Genomic DNA, 18,506 nt, shown 5'->3' with positions numbered 1-18,506 from the left:
CCCGTCCGGGAGTCGCCCCCTCCGGGGAGCTTGAGGACGAGCGGCGAAGCCGCGACACGGGGTCCGGGGCGGAGCCCCGGAAGGGGGCGCAGGGGGTGAAGCCCCCGCACCACCGCGCGGAGCGCGGTGCCGGGCCCCGGGGCGAAGCCCCGGAAGAAACGGGAAAGGGCGGGTCCGGGGCTCAGTCCTCATCCCGCCACCGCGGATCCTCCCGCCACGCCTCGTTCCGCTCCCGCGCCGTCTCCATCGCACGGGACGCCTCTTCATGGCTCTCGTACGGCCCCATGCGATCGGCCGCCCGGCACTGCGGCCCTTCCTCGACCGTCCCGTGCTCCAGGCAGTAGTACCACTCGCCCGGTTTGCCCGCCGTGCGCCTCTTGAACAGTGCCATCACGACCTCCTCGCCTCCGCGGACTCTCGCCCACATGGTCCCCGACCGGCCGTGACTACACTCGCAGGCATGTCTGGCCAGTCGCTTCTCGTCCCGGGGAAACTCTCCCCCACCCGCTCCGTCCCCACGGCCGTCCGCCGGCCCGAGTACGTGGGCAAGGACGCCCCCACCCCGTACACCGGCCCCGAGGTCCAGGACGCCGAAACGATCGAGCGCATGCGGATCGCGGGCCGCATCGCCGCGCAGGCGATGGAGGAGGCGGCCAAGCACATCGCTCCCGGCGTGACGACGGACGAGCTCGACCGGGTCGCGCACGAGTTCATGTGCGACCACGGCGCCTATCCCTCCACCCTCGGCTACCGCGGCTTCCCCAAGTCCCTGTGCGCGTCGGTCAACGAGGTCATCTGCCACGGCATCCCCGACTCGACCGTGCTGCGCGACGGCGACATCGTCAACCTCGACGTGACGGCCTACATCGGCGGCGTGCACGGCGACAACAACGCCACCTACCTCTGCGGCGACGTGGACGAGGAGTCCCGCCTCCTGGTCGAGCGCACCCGCGAGTCGCTCGCCCGCGCGATCAAGGCGGTCAAGCCCGGCCGCCGGATCAACATCATCGGCCGTGTCATCGAGTCGTACGCCAAGCGCTTCGGCTACGGCGTGGTCCGGGACTTCACCGGCCACGGCATCAACTCGTCCTTCCACTCCGGCCTGATCGTCCCGCACTACGACAGCCCTCACCACGACACCCTCATCCAGCCCGGCATGACCTTCACGATCGAGCCGATGCTGACGCTGGGGACGTACGAGTACGACATGTGGGAGGACGGCTGGACGGTCGTCACCAAGGACAGGAAGCGGACCGCGCAGTTCGAGCACACACTGGTGGTGACGGACACCGGGGCGGAGATCCTCACGCTCCCGTAAGGGCACGCCCCGGCCCGGCCGGGAGGTGCGCCGATGACGACTGTCGACCCCGAGATCGCCGCGCTGCTGGAGCGCTGCGGAATCGACCCGGCGGGCGGACCACCGCCCGCCGCCCCGCCGGCCGTCGAGGAGATGCGGGCGGGCGGCCGGACGATGTCCCTGGCCGTCGCGCCGCGGCCGCCCCTGCCGGTCGGCTCCGTCGAGGACGCCGTCCTGGCCGGGGTCCCGGTCCGGACGTACCGCCCGCCGGGCGGGGAGACCGTGCCGACGGTCGTCTTCTTCCACGGCGGCGGCTTCGTCCTCGGGGACCTCGACACCCACGACGGGGTCTGCCGCCGCCTGTGCCGGGACCTGGACGCCGAGGTGGTCGCCGTCGACTACCGGCTGGCCCCCGAGCACCCGTACCCGGCCGCGTACGACGACTGCCTGGCCGTCGCCCGTCAACTCTCCGACGGCGGCGGCCGGTTCGGCGTCGCCGGGGACAGCGCCGGCGGCAACCTGGCCGCCGGAGTAGCCCTGGCCTTCCGGGACGAGGGCCGCCCCCTGGCCGCCCAGCTGCTCGCCTACCCGGCCACCGACCTGCGCACCGGCCGTGACCGCCACCCGTCCCGCACGGAGCACGCCGACGGCCCCCTGCTCACGGCCGACGAAATCGACCACGTCACCCGGCTCTACCTCGCCGACGCCCCGGACGCCGCCGACCACGCCCCCGCGTCCCCGCTGCTCGCCGACAGCCTCGCGGGCGTGGCCCCCGCCGTGATCGGCTGCGGCGAGACCGACCCGCTGCGCGACGAAACACTGGCCTACGCCGACGCCCTGGCCGCCGCCGGGGTCCCGGTGCGCGCGCACCGGTTCCCCGGGCTGATCCACGGCTTCCTGAACTTCGACTCCCACTCCGCCGCGGTGGACGCCGCGGTGGCCGAGCTCTACGCGGATTTCTCCGCACTGCTGCGCTCCCCCTGAGCCGAGCAGTAGGGTTTTTCCGACAGCTCGTCGGGAACACATTGACTTAGGCAAGCCTAACCTTACAGAATGCGGAGTCGTCGACTCCCGTCCCCACGTCCCCGGAGGCCGCTTTGGACTCGCCCGCCGCGACGCCGTTCTCCACGCTGATCCGCACCGCCTCGCACGCGCAGCACACGGAAGCCGAGAACTCGTCGTTCATGAGCAACATGCTCGGCGGCCGGCTCGCCGTCACCGCGTACCGGCGGTACACCGAGCAGCTCTGGTTCGTCTACCGCGCCCTGGAATCCGCCGCCACGGCCCTCGCCGACGACCCCGTCGCCGGCCCGTTCATACAGCCCGAACTCGCCCGCACCACCCAACTGGAGCGTGACCTGGCGCACCTCGGCGGCCCCGACTGGCGCACACACCTGTCCGCACTCCCCGCCACCCGGGCGTACGCCGCCCGCATCGAGGAGTGCGCCCGCACCTGGCCCGCGGGCTACGTCGCCCACCACTACACCCGCTACCTCGGCGACCTCTCCGGCGGCCAGATCATCCGCGGCACCGCGGAGAAGACCTGGGGCTTCGCCCGCAAGGGCGACGGCGTCCGCTTCTATGTCTTCGAGGGCATCGGCAACCCCGCCGCCTTCAAGCGCGAATACCGCGCCCTGCTCGACGCGCTCCCGCTCGACGACCTGGAGAAGCAGCAGGTGATCGGCGAGTGCAAGCGGGCGTTCGCGCTGAACACCGCCGTCTTCCGGGAGTTGGGGGACGAGTTCCCGCTCAGCGCGTGACCCTGCCGCCCACCTCGACCGTCCCGTCGGGAAGCGAACGGGTGCGGATGCGGGAGGCGGCGCCCTGGCGGATGTCCAGATCGCGCCGCGACTCCCCCGCGAGCACCAGCGCGGCCGCGCCCGTCGCCTCGTCCTCGGCGATCCCGTCCCCGCGCCGCGGGAACCCCCGGGCCCGGACCTGGCCTGCGGCCTCGTCCTCCCAGGCCCACGCGTAGAGCCAGCCCTCGCCGGGCGGCGGGGCGGGGAGCGTGTCCACCTCCGCGACGGAGGCGTACCGCCGGGTGCGGCGGCCGGACGCCCACTCCGGGCGGGCGGCGATCCACACCGTTCCGTCGGCGTCCCGCCGCACGGGCACCTCGCCGACGGGCGGCCGCAGCACGTCCGCCCCCAGCAGCCACGCCGTACCGATCAAAGGGTGCCCGGCGAAGGGCAGCCGGACGCTCGGCGTCCAGATGTCGACCGCCCCGCGCGCCGGGTCGTCGACGAACACGGTCTCACTGAAGCCCAGTTGCGCGGCAAGTGCGAGCCGTCGCTCGTCACCGGGGACGGACGGACCGTCCCGTACGATCCCGAGCGGATTGCCGCCCCGCCCGTCGGGGCCGACGAAGACCCGCACCACTTCGACTTCGACTGCGATCTCGTATCCCATCGGGGGATCTTCGCAGGCGGAGTCCGGTCAGAGGCCGACGGCCCCTGCGAGTTGGCCGGCCACGTCGAGCGCGGTCGTGACCACGCCACTCGCGAGTTCACAACCAGTGTCAAGGCCGCCGGCCACGGTTGCACTGACCGTGCTCACCACGCCCTCGTCCCCATTCGGGTGCGCCTGGGCACCCGTCGCGCCCAGAGCCAGCGACGCGAGCGCCACCGGAACCGCCACGGACGTACGCACGACCCATCGCCTCATGAAACCCTCCCTCGCCGAAGTACGAACCCCGGGGTTGACTGCCCGCCCGAGCATCGACTACGGCCATGATCAAGGCACTTCAGCCGAAGGGGTGACCTCTGGCACTCATGCGCGGCCCCGCTTCACGCCGCCGCCCAGAACGCCGCCGCGCTGTGTCCCCACCGGCTGATGTGCCGGATGGTGCGCGAGATCACGATCGCGGCGGCGCGGTCCGCGCGGCGGGCGTCCTCCGGGGACGGCCGCACCACCGGCGCCGGGCCGGGCGGGCGCAGCGCGCCGTAATCGGTGAACCGGCGCGTGCCGCAGTCGCGGCACTGCTGCGCGCCGCCATCCGTACGTTCCCAACCGGACGCGTGCGTACAGTCGTTGGTCATCGCTTCTTCCCTCTCTCCGCCTCGGCGATCAGCGCCAGTTTCTGCAGGTGCCCCCGGAGCTCCCGGGCCGACTGGGCCAGGCTGCGCGCATAACCGAACGCGGACCGCAGGCCGTCACCCGGCCCGACGCGCTCCACCCGGTGCAGCCCCTCGTCCACCGCCTTCTCGGCGGCGACGCGACGCGGGTCGTCCCTCGGCAGCAGCTCCGCCGCCGCGACCCGGACGGCGTCGGACGCCGTCCTGATGTGGCGGCGCAGGAGAACCGTCGCGGACGAGACCTTGCCCATGGGCGGCAGGATGTGGGCGGGCGCGCCCAGGAGCGACTCGGCGAGGGCGACGATGTCGGCGTCATCCGTGCCGCGCGGGCGCGGTGGCGGTAGCGGGCCGGTGCGGCCTCCGTTGGTCATCGCGGTACCTGGCCAGACGGGCATGGCGGGGTGGTCTCCTCGGGGGGTGTCCAATGGACGGACCGGACCGCCGATGTGTGGTGCACCGCGAGGCGGGCATCACGACAACGGGAATCGAACACAGCGTCAAGGGACGGGAGTTGGCGATCCGGTTCCGGGAACCAGTATCGGGTGGTGCCCCTATGCTCGGCCACATCAGCGGCTTGACTCTTGAAAAGTCCAGTGGGGGATACAGCTATGCCCGCTCCGAAGAAGCCTCGGTCCGAGAAGGGGCTCACCTACTCGCTCGGGCCCCTGATCCGCCTCCTGCGCGTGCAACAGGGCCTGACGCAGGCGGAGCTCGGTCGGCAGGTGGGGCTCTCGAACAGTGCGATCTCGAAGTTCGAGACCGGGGAGAAGGTTCCGCCGCCCGACATCACTCTGAGGCTGGACATGGCGCTCAGGGCCAAGGGGCAGTTGGTCAACGAGGCCGGCCGCCCGGGAGGGCGGCAGGCCAGGAAGTACTGCGCCCTCGAAGTCAGGGCATCGGCGATCCGTCACATCACGGAATTCATCCCGGCCGTGCTGCAGACTGAGGCCTACATCAGGGAATTCCTGCGCCGTGGCCTGAAGTTCTACGGCGGAGGCCCCGAAGAGAAGGTGCGATACCGACTGGCCAGAACCGAGCTACTGAATCGCTCTGACGCTCCACGTTTCTCCACCGTAATCGGTGAAAGCGCTCTCCGTACACGGATCGGCGGTCCCCACATCATGCGCGAACAGCTGTCCCGGCTGATCACGGCGAGCGCCAGGCAGAATGTGGACATCAGGATCGTCCCGTTCGACGGGAACGGCTTCTTCGTGAGGAATGCCAGCATCACGATCATGACGTTGCCCCGTGAGCGCACTATCGTGTACCGCGATGACCCGATCCTGCCCTCGTACGTGACGAACACGGACGACGTGGCCTCGTACATCTCTCTCTACGAACACCTCTATCGTGATGCCCTGCCAGAGGACGCATCGATCACACTGATCCGCAAGGTACTTGAGGAGGACTACGGTGGACATGCCGCCTGAACTGGCCCTCGCCAACTGGCGCAAGAGCTCGTACAGCTACGGGCAAGACAACGACTGCGTCGAGGTCACAAACCAACTCCCCGGCGAAGTCCCCATACGCGACAGCAAGGCCACCCAACGCCCGGCCATAACCGTCAGAAACGCCCCCTGGGCAACCTTCCTCACCGCCCTGGCCACCAACACGGAATTGCTCCCCAGCTGACAGCAGAGAAGCCCCGGCGCCCCCGGTAAGAAGTGCGGCCACCCAAAAAAACCCGTTGGGCGGCATGGTGCTCTGCTGTCCGCCCGTTTCGCCTCGGGCCCTTCGGGCCCAAAGCAGCGGCTACGGGGAAGGAGGGGGCAGGCCGGTGTCCGTTGCCGAATGCGGGCGCGTAGGGCGTTCGCACAGAACGAACAAACCGGACTCCCGGACGGGGCCGACCGTTACCTGACATTCATTCCGCGCGACGCCCGGCAACGGACACCGGGGTCGTGTCCCGCCGGGTGGTGTAGCCGCCGATGTGCGGATAGCGGGCGTTTTGGTTGTGCACAGCAGCGTCCATCACCGTTCACCACGACCAAAACGCCCGCAATTCACCGGTCAACGACCCCATGTTCACCGCACCACTCTCAGGCCCCAGCCCCTGGCCCCCACACTCCCGCAGCCCGCCTGCCCAGCCTCCGCCGCACCACCGGGACATGGCCCTCGGCTCCCGGGGTGCACAGCGGGGTAGCGTTGCAGCCGTGGACACGGCGTGTCACGGCTGCAACGCTACCCCTCGTCACACCTGAACGACCGCACTGGCACCCCAGCCCCCGGACGCCCCAGGCACCTCAACCAGCTTCTTCGCCCTGCCGCAGACCACCCGCAGCCGACAGCGGGTCCCCGCCCCCGCTCCGCGTAACCGGCCGCTTTGGCCCCGCAGGGGCCGAGACGAAACAGTCGGCCGACCGAGCACCATGCCGCCCCGCGCCGGTCCGTCGCGCACGGCACGACCGCGCTCTGCCCGGCGTGCGGGCGTTCGCCCAACGCATCGTCGGCGTCGTCCAATGAGTACGGGGCGTTCCCGCACCGGATCACAAGCCCGTTGCGGAAACGCCCCGTTCGGTTCGGTCCGCGTCAGCGCTGCGCCGTGAACGACTTCCGCCGCGCGCCCCACACCGCCGCGCCGCCCGCGACGACCAGTGCGGCCGCGCTGCCGGCCAGCGGGCCGGTCGGGGTGTCGGCGCCCGTGCGGGCGAGCGTGTCGTCCGTGCCGGTCACGCCGCCCTTGGCGGTGCCGGTGGTGGACTCGGAGGGGGTGGAGGAGCTACTCGTGCCCGTCGAGCCGGAGTTGTCGGGGGTGGTGGGCGTCGAGGAGCCCTCGTCGTCGGCCGGGAGCTTGGCGTTCTTGTCGACCGCGATGTGGGCGGTCAGCGGGTCCATGGCCTCGCCCGGCTTGTAGAACGCCCGGCCGTGGTAGCTGAACACCTTCGAGCCCTCGGAGGTGAGCGTCGTGAGCACGTCGTTGAGGGCGACGACGCCGTCCTTGGGCTTGAGGGAGTCGCTGTTGAGCTTCAGGTTCACCAGCGGCACGTCGGCAGTGACCTTGCCGCCCTGGTTGACGGTCGCGTTCAGGGTGCCTTTGGTGCCGTTCGCCTTGACCTTGAAGTCGCTGAACTTGATGTCCAGTTCCCAGTGGCCCTTCAGGTCCTTGTGGCCGAGGAAGTGCACCGAGCCGTTGAACTTCGCGTCGAGGGAGGAAGCTACGGCGTCGTAGGTACCGGTTCCCTTGACGAAGCGGAAACCGCTGTTGACGGTCTGCGCTCCGTCGCCGATCTCGGTCTTCCCGTCGGAGATCGGGCCCGTGACGTAGTCGCGGAACTTCTTCTTGACGCCCCAGTAGAGGTTGCCGTCGTACACCGTGCCGGAGGCGGCCGCCGTCGGGGTCCCGGACTGCTGCACGGAGTTGACCGCGTGGTCCTGCCGGTCCGGGTTGTCCGGCTTGGGGCGGTGGCCCAGGGGCAACAGGGACTCTTCCGTCGCCGCCTTCGGCGCCTCCACAGCGGCCGACTTCGGCTTCGGCTTCGGCGTCGGCGTCGGCTTGGCAGGCGGCTTGGGCGCCGGTATCGCCTTGCCCTGCTTCACCGACAGCGTGGCCGGGTCGAGCTTGTCCCCCGCCTTGTAGAACGACCGGCCGTGGTAGGCGAACGCCTTCGCGCCGTCCGCCGTCAGCTTGGCCGGGATCTTCGGGAAGGTCATGGCCCCGCCCGCGCCGCGCCCCGGCTTGACCTTCGACAGGTCGAGCGACGCGACCGCGACATCGTTGCGCGTCTTGCCGCCGGCCGTGACGTCGGCGGTGATCCGGCCGGTCTTGCCCTTCGTCACCACCTTCAGGTCGGTGAACTTGAGGTCCAGCTCCCAGCGGCCCTTCATGTCCTTGTGGCCGAGGAAGCGCACGCTGCCCTTGAAGGTCGTGGAGACGGCGTGCCGCGTCACGTCGTACGTGCCCTTGCCGCCGGTGAAGGTGAACGGGCCGTTCCCCTTCGCCTGCTTGGCGCCGGCCGCGACCTGGATCTTGCCGCCGCTGATCGGGCCCGTGACGTACTTGCGGAAGGACTCCTTCACACCCCAGGTCAGCGTGCCGTCCTTGAGCTCGAACTTGGCCGGCGGCTTGGCCGCGGCGGCCGGTTCCCCGCCGGTGCCCGCCGCGGCGTGGGCGGGCAGGGTGAGTACGGTGGCGCCGAGCGCAGCCGCCGTGGCGACTGCCGCGGCGAGCGCCAGCGGCCTGTGGGATACGGCCATGTGTCGGTTCTCCTTTTGAGAGTGTGCAGCCAGTACAGGCAAGTGAACGGTAGTCAGGTGAACGGACGTGCGGGAAGGGGCGGTTCGGCCGGTCACACGGAGCGCTTGCGGCGCATCCGTACGACGGCGTAACCGGCGACGGCGAGCAGGACGACGACGCCTCCGCCGATGCCGGCGATCAGGGGGGCGTCGCTGGAGGACGAGCCGTCGTCACCGGAGGCCGGCTCCGCCGCCGCCCGCGCCGACGGGCCGCGCCCGACGTCCGGCAGCGGCGGCGGCTGCGCCCCCGCGGCCAGCGGGACCGCGAGCGAGACCGGGTCCATCGCCGCGCCCTCCTGATAGAGGCCGCCGAACGCCTCGGCGCCCCGCGCGGTGAGCCTGGCGGGGGCCTCGGTCACGGACGCGAGTCCGTCCTTCTGCCGCAGCGCGGCGGCGTCGAAGGTGACGAGCGGTACGGACTTCTCCACCGCGCCGGAACGGGCGACGTCCGCATACAGCGTGCCCCGGCGGTCCTTCACCTCGGCCTTGACGCCGCTCAGGGCCAGGTCGAGGTCCTTGCCGGTGAAGCGGAGGGTCCCGGCGAAGGAAGCGTCCAGCACGGCACCCCCGTCCTCGTAGCGCCCCTTGCCGCCGGTGAAGCGGAAGAGCGCGCCGCCCTCGCGGGCGCCGTCGGTCGCCTTCCAGGAGCCGTGGGCGATGGAGCCGGTGACGTACTCGCGGAAGGTCCGCCGTACGCCCCAGTCCACGGCCGCTCCCGTGAACTCGCCCTTCTCCTGCGGTTTTTCCTGCGGCTTTTCCTGCGGCTTTCCGGACGGGGGCTGCGTGCGGGCGGCGGTGCCCGTGACGATGTCGGCGGACAGGTTCACCGGGTCGAGCTGCGTGCCGGCCGTGTAGTAGCCGGCGAACGCCTGCGCACCCTCGGTGGTCAGCTTCGCGGGAACTCCCGTGAGGTTGACGGCCGTTCCGCCGCCGCGCAGGTTCACGCCGGACAGGTCGAGCGCGGCGAGCGGCACGCGTTCGCGGGCGGTGACCTTGCCGGTGCCCTTCGCCTTGCTGGTCATGTCGGCGAGGAGGGTGCCGCTCGCGCCCTCGATCCGGACGACGGGTTTCGCGATCGTCAGGTCGAGTTCGGACGAGCCGTCGGGCTTGCGGTGCCCGGTGAAGTGGACCCCGCCGGAGAAGGCGGCCTCGAAGGCGCCGGTGTCCGGCTCGTACGTGCCCTTGGCGGAGTGGAAGCGGAACTGGTTGCTCCCGACCGTCGCGGCGCCGCCCTGGAGTTCCCAACCGCCCTGCGCGATGGGCCCGGTGACATAGCTCTGGAACGAGGACTTGATGCCCCAGTCCAGCCGTCCGCCGGACACCTCGCGACTCCCACCCGAAATCGGCGCGGCCGCCGCCGGCCACGGCAGCAGCACGGCGCAGAGCGCCGAGAGGATTACGGCGACGGGCGCACGGGCACATCTGTACGGCGACATCGAAAACCTTTCCCACCGGGCGGTCCGGGAGCACCCCAGCGTGGCGACTTAGGTAAGGCTAACCTAAGGTATTGCCACGCAGTCCGTACACCCGTCCCCCACGGAAAGGCTGGATCGTGCAGCAACGGCAGGCGCTGGACGCGCCGTTGGCCATGTCACGCTTCTCGCGCCTCACCGGCGCCCTCGCAGCCCTGCTCGCCGTGGCCGTGGCCCTCATGACCCTCTCGGGCTGCGGGAAGGACGACGAGAAGCCCTCCGTCAAGGAAACCGGCGCCCGGCACGCCGTGGCCGACCGCCTCGAACCGCTGGCGGGCAAGCCGCCCGAGCCCCGACTGCCCGTCACGGTGCGGTCCGCCGACGGGCGCGACGTGACCGTGCGCTCCGCGGACCGGATCGTCCCGCTGTCCGGTTCCGTCTCCGAGATCGTCTTCTCGCTCGGGCTCGGCGACCGGGTCGTGGCCCGTGACATCTCGGCCACCTTCGCGGAGGCGAGCAAGCTGCCCGTCGTCACGCGGGCGCACGACGTGTCGGCGGAGAGCGTCCTCTCGCTGAAGCCTGGCGTCGTCCTGGCCGACACCAGGACCGGGCCGGGCGAGGCGCTCGACCAGATCCGTGCGGCCGGGGTCCCGGTCGTGGTGCTGGACGTGCCCGCCCAACTCTCCGACGTCGGGCCGCACATCGAGCGCATCGCGGCGGCGCTGGGGGTGCGGGACGCGGGCGCGGCGCTGCGCAAGCGGTCGGAGGAACGGCTGGAGCGCGCGAAGCGCGACATTCCGCGCGGCGGCCGGGACAAGCCGCGGGTGGCCTTCCTCTACATGCGCGGCTCGGCGTCGGTCTATCTGCTCGGCGGGGCCCGGTCCGGTGCGTCGTCGCTCATCGAGGCGGCGGGCGGGGTGGACGCCGGCAAGGAGTCCGGGCTGACGAAGGACTTCACGCCCATCACGACCGAGGCGCTCGCCAAGGCCGCGCCGGACGTCATCCTCGTGATGTCCAAGGGGCTGGAGTCGGTGGGTGGTGTCGACGGGCTGCTGAAGATCCCGGGCGTCGCGGAGACACCGGCCGGGCTGGACCGGCGGGTGGCCTCCGTCGACGACGGCGTCCTGCTGAACTACGGGCCGCGGACGGATGCGGTGCTGCGGTCGCTGGTCGAGCAGATCCACCGGGGTGGTGGCCGGTGAGCGGCGCGACAGCCGTGACCGCCGGGCGCCGTAGGACGCGGTCCGTGCCCGCCCTGCTGGGCATCGGCATGACCGGCGCGCTCGTCCTCGCCTGCCTCGCCTCGGCGGGGATCGGCGCGTACGACATTCCGCTCGGTGACGTGGTGGGCTCGTTGCTCCACCGGGTCGGGCTGGGGGGCGCGGAGCTGGACCGGGTCGGCGAGAGCGTGCTGTGGAACGTCCGGCTGCCGCGGGTGGTGCTGGCGCTGCTGGTCGGTGCGTCGCTGGGGTGCGCGGGCGCCCTGATGCAGGGCGTGTTCGGCAATCCGCTGGCCGAACCGGCCGTCATCGGCGTCTCGATGGGCTCGGCGGTGGGCGCGGTCGCGTCGATCGCGCTGGGGCTGAGCTTCTTCGGCAACTGGACGATCACAGCGTGCGCGTTCGTGAGCGGGCTGGTGACGGTGCTGCTGGTGTACGCGCTGTCCCGGTCCGGGGGGCGGGCGGAGGTGGTGACGCTGTTGCTGACGGGCATCGCGATGAACGCGTTCACGGGCGCGTTGATCGGGCTCGGGGTCTTCCTGGCCGACAACGCGCAGGTGTCGCAGATCGCGTTCTGGCAGCTGGGGTCGCTGGCGCAGGCGACGTGGGGAAAGGTGACGGCGGTGCTGCCGTGCGCGGTGGTGGGACTGGCGGTCGCGCCGCTGTACGCGCGGCGGCTGGACCTGCTGGCCCTGGGCGAGCGCCCGGCCCGTCATCTGGGCGTGGACGTGGAGCGGTTGAGGCTGGTGCTGGTGCTGGTGGTCGCCCTGCTGACGGCGGCGGCGGTGGCGGTGGCGGGGGTGATCTCGTTCGTGGGGCTGCTGGTGCCACACCTGCTGCGGATGGCGGCGGGGCCGGGGCACCGGTTCCTCGTTCCCGGGAGTGCGGTGGGCGGGGCGTTGGTGCTGGTGTCGGCGGACCTGGCGGCCCGCACGGCCGTCCAGCCGGCGGAGCTGCCGCTCGGGGTGCTGACGGCGCTGGTGGGAAGTCCGTTCTTTTTCTGGCTGTTGAGGAGGGCTCGGCGGGGGCGTGGGGGGTGGGGGTGAGTGCGGGTTGCTCCCGCTTCGCGGGGAGTGCGCCCTGGGCTCGGGCCCGGGCAACGGGGCCGGGTTGCTCCGCTTCGCGGGGAGGGTGCGGTCTGGGCTCGGCCCGGGTGCCGTGGGCCGGGTGCCGTGGGCCGGGTGCCGTGGGCCGGGTGCTCCCGCTTCGCGGGGAGAGTGCCCCCGGCCCGCCCTTTCACCGTTTCCCCGGGGCAAGTCCCCGGACCCGAGCGCGGCTTCGCCGCGCGGTGAGCGGGGGCTCCGCCCCCTGCACCCCCAAAGCGCCCTCCGGGCGCTGTCCTCAAGCGCCGGACGGGCTGGGTTTCGCGCCCGCACTGGATGTCCACCCGGGCACGCACTTCAGCCCGTCCGGCGTTTGAGGACGAGCGGCGAAGCCGCGATGCGGGATCCGGGGCGCAGCCCCGAAAAGGGGCGCAGGGGGCGAAGCCCCCGCACCACCGCGCGGAGCGCGGTACCGGCCCGGACGGAGCCCGGAAGAAACGGTGAAAGGGCGGGTCCGGGGCACAACTCCCCACCCACCACCACACCCCCAGGAGACAGAGACAAAAACATGCTCAGACGACACCCCCGTCACCTCCCCCCACCCACCCCCACCCCCGGCACCGTCCTCACCCGCACCCGCGCCCTCCGCGCAGCCCTCGGCGGGCGGGCCGTCCTGGACGGCGTCGACATCGACGTCGCCGCCGGCGAAGTCGTCGCCCTCGTCGGGCCCAACGGCGCCGGCAAGTCCACCCTCCTCGCCGCGCTCGCGGGCGACCTGGCGGCCGCCGCCGGCGAGGTCACCGTCGACGGGCGGCCCGTCAGGGAATGGACCGCCGGCGAGCTCGCGCTGCGCAGGGCCGTCCTGCCGCAGGCGGCCGAGCTGTCGTTCCCGTTCACCGTCGGGGAAGTCGTCAGGATGGGGCGCGCCCCCTGGGCGGGGACCGAGCGGGAGGACGAGGACGACGAGGCCGTCGACGAGGCCATGCGCCTGACCGAAGTGGCCGGATTCGCCCCCCGCCCCTTCTCCGCCCTCTCCGGCGGCGAACGCGCCCGCGTCGCCCTCGCCCGCGTCCTCGCGCAGCGCACCCCGCTCCTCATGCTCGACGAGCCGACCGCCGCGCTCGACCTGCGGCACCAGGAACTCGTCCTGCGCGTCTGCCGCGAGCGCGCCGCCGCGGGCACCGCCGTCGTGGTCGTGCTGCACGACCTCGGGCTCGCGGGCGCGTACGCGGACCGCGTCGCCGTGCTGCACGAAGGGCGCATCGCGGCCGACGGGCCACCCGCCAAGGTCTTCGAAGCGGAATTGATCAGTCGCGTTTACGCCCACCCGGTGGAAGTGATCAAGCATCCGAACACCGGCGAACTCCTGGTGATCCCGGTACGGGACAGTGAACAGTCGAAACTCCGCTCCCCGTGAGAGCAGAATCACGCACTCATCGGGGAACAGGCAAGCTAAGCCTCAGATAAGTTAGGGCGGCCTAATTCGACGGCGCTTTCAGCCAACCGTCGGAATCCGATTCTCCGAGCATGCCTGGAGCCCGTATGCGAGCCCTCCGCTCCTCCGCTGTCACCGTCGTCGCCGCGGCGGCGGCGCTGGCAACCGTGTCCGGTTGTGCCGAGAAGTCCGACGCCAAGGATTCCGACGCGATACGCGTGACCGCGTCCGACGACAAGTGCGAGGTCTCGAAGACCTCGTTCCCCGCCGGACACGTCAAGATCAATGTCGAGAACAAGGGCTCCAAGGTCACCGAGGTCTACGTCTACGCGGCCGACGACCGGATCGTCACCGAACGCGAGAACATAGGCCCCGGCACCAAGGCCGAGATCACCGCCACGATCAAAAAGGCGGGTTCGTACGAAATCGCCTGCAAGCCCGGCATGAAGGGCGACGGAATCCGGCAGAAGATCACCGTCACCGGCGGCGACGGCAAGGAGAAGAAGACCGACCCGGCGCTCGACAAGGCCGTCGCGGAGTACCGCAAGTACGTCCAGCAGCAGGCCGACGAGACGGTCCCGGTGGCGCAGAAGTTCGCGGACGCAGTGAAGAAGGGCGACCTCGACGAGGCCAAGGCGCTCTACGCGAAGTCCCGCATCGGCTGGGAGCGCACCGAGCCGGTCGCCGAGTCCTTCGGCGACATCGACCCGAAGGTCGACGTCCGCGAGGACGGCCTGGAGAAGGGCCAGGAGTGGACCGGCTGGCACAAGCTGGAGAAGTCGCTCTGGGACGCCAAGAAGATCACCGATGACGACAAGAAGCTGGCCGACCGGCTGATGACGGACCTGGCCGACTGGCAGAAGCGCGTCGGCAAGGCCGACATCACGCCGACCAGCATGGCCAACGGCGCCAAGGAGCTCCTCGACGAGGTCGCCACCGGCAAGGTGACCGGCGAGGAGGAGCGCTACAGCCACACCGACCTGGTGGACTTCGAGGCCAACGTGGAGGGCGCCGAGAAGTCGTACGAGCTCCTCAAGCCCGTCGCGGCCAAGAACGACGCGGCGCTGGCGAAGGAGCTCGACAAGCAGTTCGCCGACCTGAAGAAGCTGCTCGACGAGTACCGGGACGGCGACTCCTTCAAGTCCTACGACTCCGTCGGCAAGGACGACCGCAAGAAGCTGTCCGACGCCGTCAACGCCCTCGCCGAGCCGCTGTCCAAGCTCGCCGGCGCGGTCGTGAAGTAGGCGGGGCACCGATGACGGAGAAGACGAACCCCTCGCGCCGCGCCCTGCTCGGCTGGGGCGGTGCCGGGCTGGCGCTCGGCGCGGCCGCGGCCGGCGGCACGGCCGCCGCGCTGCGCGTCGGCGACGACGCCGAACCGGCCGCCGCCGCGGGCGGTGCCGTGCCGTTCCACGGCGCCCACCAGGCCGGTATCGCCACGCCCGTCCAGGACCGGCTGCACTTCGCCGCGTTCGACGTGACGACCACCGACCGCGACAAGCTGATCGCGCTCCTCAAGGAGTGGACGGCCGCGGCGGCCCGGATGACCGCCGGCCGCGAGGTCGGCGAGGGCGCGGTCAGCGAGAACGACGAACTGCCGCCGGACGACACCGGCGAGGCGCTCGGCCTTCAGCCGTCCCGGCTCACGCTCACCTTCGGCATCGGCCCCGGCCTCTTCGAGAAGGACGGCAAGGACCGCTTCGGCCTCACGGCGCGCCGCCCGAAGGCCCTGGTCGACCTGCCGTCCTTCCCCGGCGACAACCTCGACGCGGCCCGCAGCGGCGGCGACCTGTGCGTCCAGGCGTGCGCGGACGACCCGCAGGTCGCGGTGCACGCGATCCGCAACCTGGCCCGGATCGCCATGGGCCGCGCCGCCATCCGCTGGTCGCAGCTGGGCTTCGGCAAGACGTCCTCGACGACGCCGGACGCGATGACCCCGCGCAACATGCTGGGCTTCAAGGACGGCACCCGGAACATCGCGGGCACCGAGACCGACCGGCTCGACAAGCACGTGTGGGTGAGCGGGAAGGACGGCCCGGAGTGGATGGCCGGCGGCTCGTACCTGGTCGCCCGCCGCATCCGGATGCACATCGAGACCTGGGACCGCACCTCGCTCAAGGAGCAGGAGGACGTCTTCGGCCGCACCAAGGCCGAGGGCGCGCCGCTGGGCAAGCAGCGCGAGCACGACGAGCCCAGCCTCAAGGTGATGAAGCCGGACGCGCACGTGCGCCTGGCCCACCCGGACAGCAACGGCGGCGCGACCATCCTGCGGCGCGGCTACTCCTTCACGGACGGCACGGACGGTCTGGGGCGGCTCGACGCGGGGCTGTTCTTCATCGCGTACCAGCGGGACGTGCGGGACGGTTTCATCCCGGTGCAGACCGCTCTGGCCAAGTCCGACGCGCTCAACGAGTACATCCAGCACGTCGGTTCGGCCGTCTTCGCCGTGCCGCCGGGCGTCCGGGACAAGGACGACTGGTGGGGCAAGGCGCTGTTCGCCCGAGCCTGATATTCGTCTTCCCCCATCCCCCCTGAACCGAGGAGAAGCCGCGTGTTCGGCAACTATCTGATCGGCCTGCGCGAGGGGCTGGAGGCCAGCCTGGTCGTCTGCATCCTCGTCGCCTACCTCGTCAAGAGCGAACGCCGGGACGCCCTGCGGCCGGTGTGGCTCGGCGTCTCCGCCGCCGTCCTGCTCGCCATGGGCTTCGGCGCGGTGCTCCAGTACGGCTCGCGGACCATGACGTTCGAGGCGCAGGAGATGCTGGGCGGTTCGCTGTCCGTCATCGCCGTCGGCCTGGTGACGTGGATGGTGTTCTGGATGCGGCGCACCGCGCGGCACCTGAAGAAGGAGCTGCACGGAAAGCTGGACGCGGCGCTGGCGATGGGCACCGGCGCGCTGGTCCTCACCGCGTTCCTGGCCGTGGGCCGGGAGGGGCTGGAGACCGCGCTGTTCATCTGGACCGCGGTACAGGCCACGAACGACGGTGTACGGCCGCTGGTCGGCGCCCTGTTGGGGCTGCTGACCGCGGTGGTGCTGGGCTGGCTGTTCTACCGCGGCGCGCTGAAGATCAACCTGGCGAAGTTCTTCACCTGGACCGGCGGCATGCTGATCGTGGTCGCGGCGGGCGTGCTCGCGTACGGCTTCCACGACCTGCAGGAGGCGGACGTCCTCCCGGGGCTGCACAGCAAGGCGTTCGACATCAGCGAGCAGGTGCCGGTGGACAGCTGGTACGGCACGCTCCTCAAGGGCGTCTTCAACTTCCAGCCGGATCCGACGTGGTTGCAGGTGGCGGTGTGGGCGCTGTACCTCGTCCCCACCCTCCTGTTCTTCTTCGCCCCGGGGCGGGCGGGCAAGGGTCGCCCGGGTAAGGTTGCGCCGTCCCGAGCACCCCAGGAGGCCAAGGCCGATGCGACGTCGACGTCGGCGGATGCTGTCGCTGCTGCTCCCGCTGCTGCTGTTGCCGGCGACGGCGGGGTGCGTGACGGTGCACGGCGAACGGGAGATCATCCCGTCGGTGAGCAGGGCTGAGGCCGGCGAGGTCCTCGCCCGCTTCACGGCGGGCTACACCGAGGCGTACCGGCGTCTCGACCCGGCTCTGGTCGACCGCGTCGAGACCGGTGCGCTCGCCGAGATCGGCCGCGCGGACGTCGCGGAGCAGCGGGCGCGGCTCCCGAAGGGACGTTCCGCCAATCCCGGTTATCCGGCGCTGAAGCTGGACGACGCGCGGTTCACGATCCCCAAGTCGGCCGGGTGGCCGAAGTTCTTCCTCGCGGACACGCGGAGCAACCGGGACAGGAACCGGTGGCTGGTGGTCTTCGCGCGGGCGGGGGCGCGGGCGCCGTGGAAGGCGGCGTACCTGACGCTGCACGCGCCGGGTTCGGTGCCGGCCTTCCGTACGGACCGGGAGGGCTGGGCCGTGCCCGCCGGTGACGGTCTCGTCCTGGCGCCGGGCGCGGTGAGCGGCGCGTACGCGGACTTCCTGCGGACGGGCGCGGGTGACGTCTTCGCCCCGTCGGGGCCGACGACGCAGACGCGGGCGGACCGGGCGCGGCTGGCCCGGACGCCGTCGTTCCGGACGGACTGGATCGACACGGCCGCGGGTGCCCCCGATTTCCCGGCGGTGTCGCTGCGGACGGCGGACGGGGGTGCGGTGGTGTTCTTCGCGGCGCATCACCGGGAGAAGCGGACGATGGCGCGGGGGGTGCGGCCGGGGGTCACGGAGCGGCGGACGAAGGCGCTGCTGTCCGGAAGCCTGCGGACCGCGATCACGTACACGAGGGTGTCGGAGTCGGCGGTCCGCGTCCCCGCGGGGCCCGCCGGGGGCCGGGGGCGGGTGCAGTTCCTCAACCGGATCGAGTCGTTGGTGGCGGCGCGGGGGGAGTGACGCGGGCGGGGGTGCCCCTGCGGGGGCTTCGGCGGGGGGTGTGCCCCCGGCCCGCCCTTTCACCGTTTCTTCCGGGGCAAGCCCCGGGGCCCAGCACCGCGCTCCGCGCGGTGGTGCGGGGGCTTCGCCCCCTGCGCCCCTGAAACCGCGCTCCGCGCGGTTGTCCTCAAGCGCCGGACGGGCTGGATTTCGCGCCCCCACCGGATATCGCCCGCGCGGATATTGCCCGCGCCGGATATTGCCCGCACCGGATATCCAGCCCGGGCGCGCACTTCAGCCCGTCCGGCGCTTGAGGACGAGCGGCGGAGCCGCGATACGGGGTCCGGGGCGGAGCCCCGAATCCAGCCCGTCCGGGGGTTGCCCCCTCCGGGGAGTTTGAGGACAAAGCGGCGCAGCCGCTTTGCGGG

19 protein-coding genes are annotated in these 18,506 nt (G+C 71.6%); 12 read left to right on the top strand and 7 right to left on the bottom strand.

The window, feature by feature from the left end:
* Positions 1-181: 181 nt before the first annotated feature.
* Positions 182-391, bottom strand: coding sequence for a hypothetical protein (locus tag I5Q34_RS03965; protein WP_199890642.1), 210 nt, complete (start codon positions 389-391; stop codon positions 182-184).
* A 69-nt stretch (positions 392-460) separates the two neighbouring features.
* On the opposite strand from I5Q34_RS03965, the gene map reads away from it, so the two are divergent.
* The 3 genes from map (at position 461) to I5Q34_RS03950 (ending at position 3,057) form a co-directional block, all read left to right on the top strand.
* On the top strand, positions 461-1,318 hold the full coding sequence (map, locus tag I5Q34_RS03960) for a type I methionyl aminopeptidase (RefSeq protein ID WP_199890641.1): 858 nt from the start codon (positions 461-463) through the stop codon (positions 1,316-1,318).
* Positions 1,319-1,351: 33 nt separating this feature from the next.
* On the top strand, positions 1,352-2,281 hold the full coding sequence (locus tag I5Q34_RS03955) for an alpha/beta hydrolase (RefSeq protein ID WP_199890640.1): 930 nt from the start codon (positions 1,352-1,354) through the stop codon (positions 2,279-2,281).
* Positions 2,282-2,394: 113 nt separating this feature from the next.
* Positions 2,395-3,057: a heme oxygenase (biliverdin-producing) gene (locus I5Q34_RS03950; RefSeq protein WP_199890639.1), complete on the top strand. Its 663-nt coding sequence runs from the start codon at positions 2,395-2,397 to the stop codon at positions 3,055-3,057.
* Here I5Q34_RS03950 and I5Q34_RS03945 read toward each other — a convergent pair.
* The 4 genes from I5Q34_RS03945 to I5Q34_RS03930 form a co-directional block, all read right to left on the bottom strand.
* Positions 3,047-3,706 (bottom strand): PhzF family phenazine biosynthesis protein, encoded by a 660-nt coding sequence (locus tag I5Q34_RS03945; RefSeq protein WP_199890638.1) that lies wholly within the window; start codon positions 3,704-3,706, stop codon positions 3,047-3,049. The two genes, I5Q34_RS03950 and I5Q34_RS03945, sit on opposite strands and share 11 nt — an antisense overlap.
* Positions 3,707-3,733: 27 nt before the next feature.
* Complete coding sequence (locus tag I5Q34_RS03940) at positions 3,734-3,961, bottom strand: hypothetical protein (protein WP_199890637.1); 228 nt, start codon at positions 3,959-3,961, stop codon at positions 3,734-3,736.
* A gap of 122 nt (positions 3,962-4,083) precedes the next feature.
* A complete protein-coding gene (locus I5Q34_RS03935) occupies positions 4,084-4,335 on the bottom strand; it encodes a DUF6255 family natural product biosynthesis protein (RefSeq protein ID WP_199890636.1) in 252 nt (83 codons plus the stop codon).
* A complete protein-coding gene (locus I5Q34_RS03930) occupies positions 4,332-4,766 on the bottom strand; it encodes a DUF6415 family natural product biosynthesis protein (protein WP_199890635.1) in 435 nt (144 codons plus the stop codon). The genes I5Q34_RS03935 and I5Q34_RS03930 overlap by 4 nt, the downstream gene beginning before the upstream one ends.
* 213 nt (positions 4,767-4,979) lie before the next feature.
* On the opposite strand from I5Q34_RS03930, the gene I5Q34_RS03925 reads away from it, so the two are divergent.
* Complete coding sequence (locus I5Q34_RS03925; RefSeq protein ID WP_199890634.1) at positions 4,980-5,801, top strand: helix-turn-helix transcriptional regulator; 822 nt, start codon at positions 4,980-4,982, stop codon at positions 5,799-5,801.
* Entirely contained in the window at positions 5,791-6,003 is a 213-nt protein-coding gene (locus I5Q34_RS03920) for a DUF397 domain-containing protein (RefSeq protein ID WP_199890851.1), read from the top strand. The genes I5Q34_RS03925 and I5Q34_RS03920 overlap by 11 nt, the downstream gene beginning before the upstream one ends.
* Before the next feature lie 897 nt (positions 6,004-6,900).
* Here the strand turns inward: I5Q34_RS03920 and I5Q34_RS03915 are convergent.
* Both I5Q34_RS03915 and I5Q34_RS03910 read right to left on the bottom strand, forming a co-directional pair.
* A complete protein-coding gene (locus tag I5Q34_RS03915) occupies positions 6,901-8,565 on the bottom strand; it encodes an HtaA domain-containing protein (protein ID WP_199890633.1) in 1,665 nt (554 codons plus the stop codon).
* A 92-nt stretch (positions 8,566-8,657) separates the two neighbouring features.
* The gene (locus tag I5Q34_RS03910; RefSeq protein WP_199890632.1) at positions 8,658-10,040 is read right to left on the bottom strand and encodes an HtaA domain-containing protein; all 1,383 of its coding nucleotides are present in this window, start codon (positions 10,038-10,040) and stop codon (positions 8,658-8,660) included.
* A gap of 152 nt (positions 10,041-10,192) precedes the next feature.
* Here I5Q34_RS03910 and I5Q34_RS03905 point away from each other — a divergent pair, with 152 nt between their 5' ends.
* The 7 genes from I5Q34_RS03905 to I5Q34_RS03875 all read left to right on the top strand — a co-directional run bounded on the left by I5Q34_RS03905 (position 10,193) and on the right by I5Q34_RS03875 (position 18,099).
* Positions 10,193-11,218, top strand: a complete 1,026-nt coding sequence (locus I5Q34_RS03905) for a hemin ABC transporter substrate-binding protein (RefSeq protein ID WP_199890850.1) — start codon at positions 10,193-10,195, stop codon at positions 11,216-11,218.
* Positions 11,215-12,282 carry a FecCD family ABC transporter permease gene (locus I5Q34_RS03900; RefSeq protein WP_374192975.1) on the top strand — a complete coding sequence of 356 codons (1,068 nt, stop codon included), beginning with the start codon at positions 11,215-11,217 and terminating at the stop codon, positions 12,280-12,282. Before I5Q34_RS03905 ends, I5Q34_RS03900 begins: the two co-directional genes overlap by 4 nt.
* A gap of 565 nt (positions 12,283-12,847) precedes the next feature.
* Entirely contained in the window at positions 12,848-13,696 is an 849-nt protein-coding gene (locus tag I5Q34_RS03895; RefSeq protein WP_199890631.1) for a heme ABC transporter ATP-binding protein, read from the top strand.
* Between the two features lie 125 nt (positions 13,697-13,821).
* A complete protein-coding gene (gene efeO, locus I5Q34_RS03890; RefSeq protein WP_199890630.1) occupies positions 13,822-14,958 on the top strand; it encodes an iron uptake system protein EfeO in 1,137 nt (378 codons plus the stop codon).
* An 11-nt stretch (positions 14,959-14,969) separates the two neighbouring features.
* Positions 14,970-16,223: an iron uptake transporter deferrochelatase/peroxidase subunit gene (efeB, locus tag I5Q34_RS03885; protein ID WP_199890629.1), complete on the top strand. Its 1,254-nt coding sequence runs from the start codon at positions 14,970-14,972 to the stop codon at positions 16,221-16,223.
* Between the two features lie 42 nt (positions 16,224-16,265).
* The gene (gene efeU, locus I5Q34_RS03880; RefSeq protein WP_199890628.1) at positions 16,266-17,243 is read left to right on the top strand and encodes an iron uptake transporter permease EfeU; all 978 of its coding nucleotides are present in this window, start codon (positions 16,266-16,268) and stop codon (positions 17,241-17,243) included.
* A complete protein-coding gene (locus I5Q34_RS03875; RefSeq protein WP_277965332.1) occupies positions 17,230-18,099 on the top strand; it encodes a hypothetical protein in 870 nt (289 codons plus the stop codon). Before efeU ends, I5Q34_RS03875 begins: the two co-directional genes overlap by 14 nt.
* Positions 18,100-18,506: the final 407 nt, after the last annotated feature.

The sequence above is a fragment of the Streptomyces sp. AV19 genome (genome assembly GCF_015999245.1).
Taxonomy (GTDB): domain Bacteria; phylum Actinomycetota; class Actinomycetes; order Streptomycetales; family Streptomycetaceae; genus Streptomyces.
Note: the sequence above shows the minus strand (reverse complement) of the source record. Positions and strands in the feature narration are given on the sequence as shown.

Coding starts and splice junctions, on each gene's coding strand:
- I5Q34_RS03965 (WP_199890642.1), bottom strand. CDS start 391: ATGGCACTGTTCAAGAGGCGCACGGCGGGCAAACCGGGCGAGTGGTAC.
- map (WP_199890641.1), top strand. CDS start 461: ATGTCTGGCCAGTCGCTTCTCGTCCCGGGGAAACTCTCCCCCACCCGC.
- I5Q34_RS03955 (WP_199890640.1), top strand. CDS start 1,352: ATGACGACTGTCGACCCCGAGATCGCCGCGCTGCTGGAGCGCTGCGGA.
- I5Q34_RS03945 (WP_199890638.1), bottom strand. CDS start 3,706: ATGGGATACGAGATCGCAGTCGAAGTCGAAGTGGTGCGGGTCTTCGTC.
- I5Q34_RS03940 (WP_199890637.1), bottom strand. CDS start 3,961: ATGAGGCGATGGGTCGTGCGTACGTCCGTGGCGGTTCCGGTGGCGCTC.
- I5Q34_RS03935 (WP_199890636.1), bottom strand. CDS start 4,335: ATGACCAACGACTGTACGCACGCGTCCGGTTGGGAACGTACGGATGGC.
- I5Q34_RS03930 (WP_199890635.1), bottom strand. CDS start 4,766: ATGCCCGTCTGGCCAGGTACCGCGATGACCAACGGAGGCCGCACCGGC.
- I5Q34_RS03925 (WP_199890634.1), top strand. CDS start 4,980: ATGCCCGCTCCGAAGAAGCCTCGGTCCGAGAAGGGGCTCACCTACTCG.
- I5Q34_RS03920 (WP_199890851.1), top strand. CDS start 5,791: ATGCCGCCTGAACTGGCCCTCGCCAACTGGCGCAAGAGCTCGTACAGC.
- I5Q34_RS03915 (WP_199890633.1), bottom strand. CDS start 8,565: ATGGCCGTATCCCACAGGCCGCTGGCGCTCGCCGCGGCAGTCGCCACG.
- I5Q34_RS03910 (WP_199890632.1), bottom strand. CDS start 10,040: ATGTCGCCGTACAGATGTGCCCGTGCGCCCGTCGCCGTAATCCTCTCG.
- I5Q34_RS03905 (WP_199890850.1), top strand. CDS start 10,193: ATGTCACGCTTCTCGCGCCTCACCGGCGCCCTCGCAGCCCTGCTCGCC.
- I5Q34_RS03895 (WP_199890631.1), top strand. CDS start 12,848: ATGCTCAGACGACACCCCCGTCACCTCCCCCCACCCACCCCCACCCCC.
- efeO (WP_199890630.1), top strand. CDS start 13,822: ATGCGAGCCCTCCGCTCCTCCGCTGTCACCGTCGTCGCCGCGGCGGCG.
- efeB (WP_199890629.1), top strand. CDS start 14,970: ATGACGGAGAAGACGAACCCCTCGCGCCGCGCCCTGCTCGGCTGGGGC.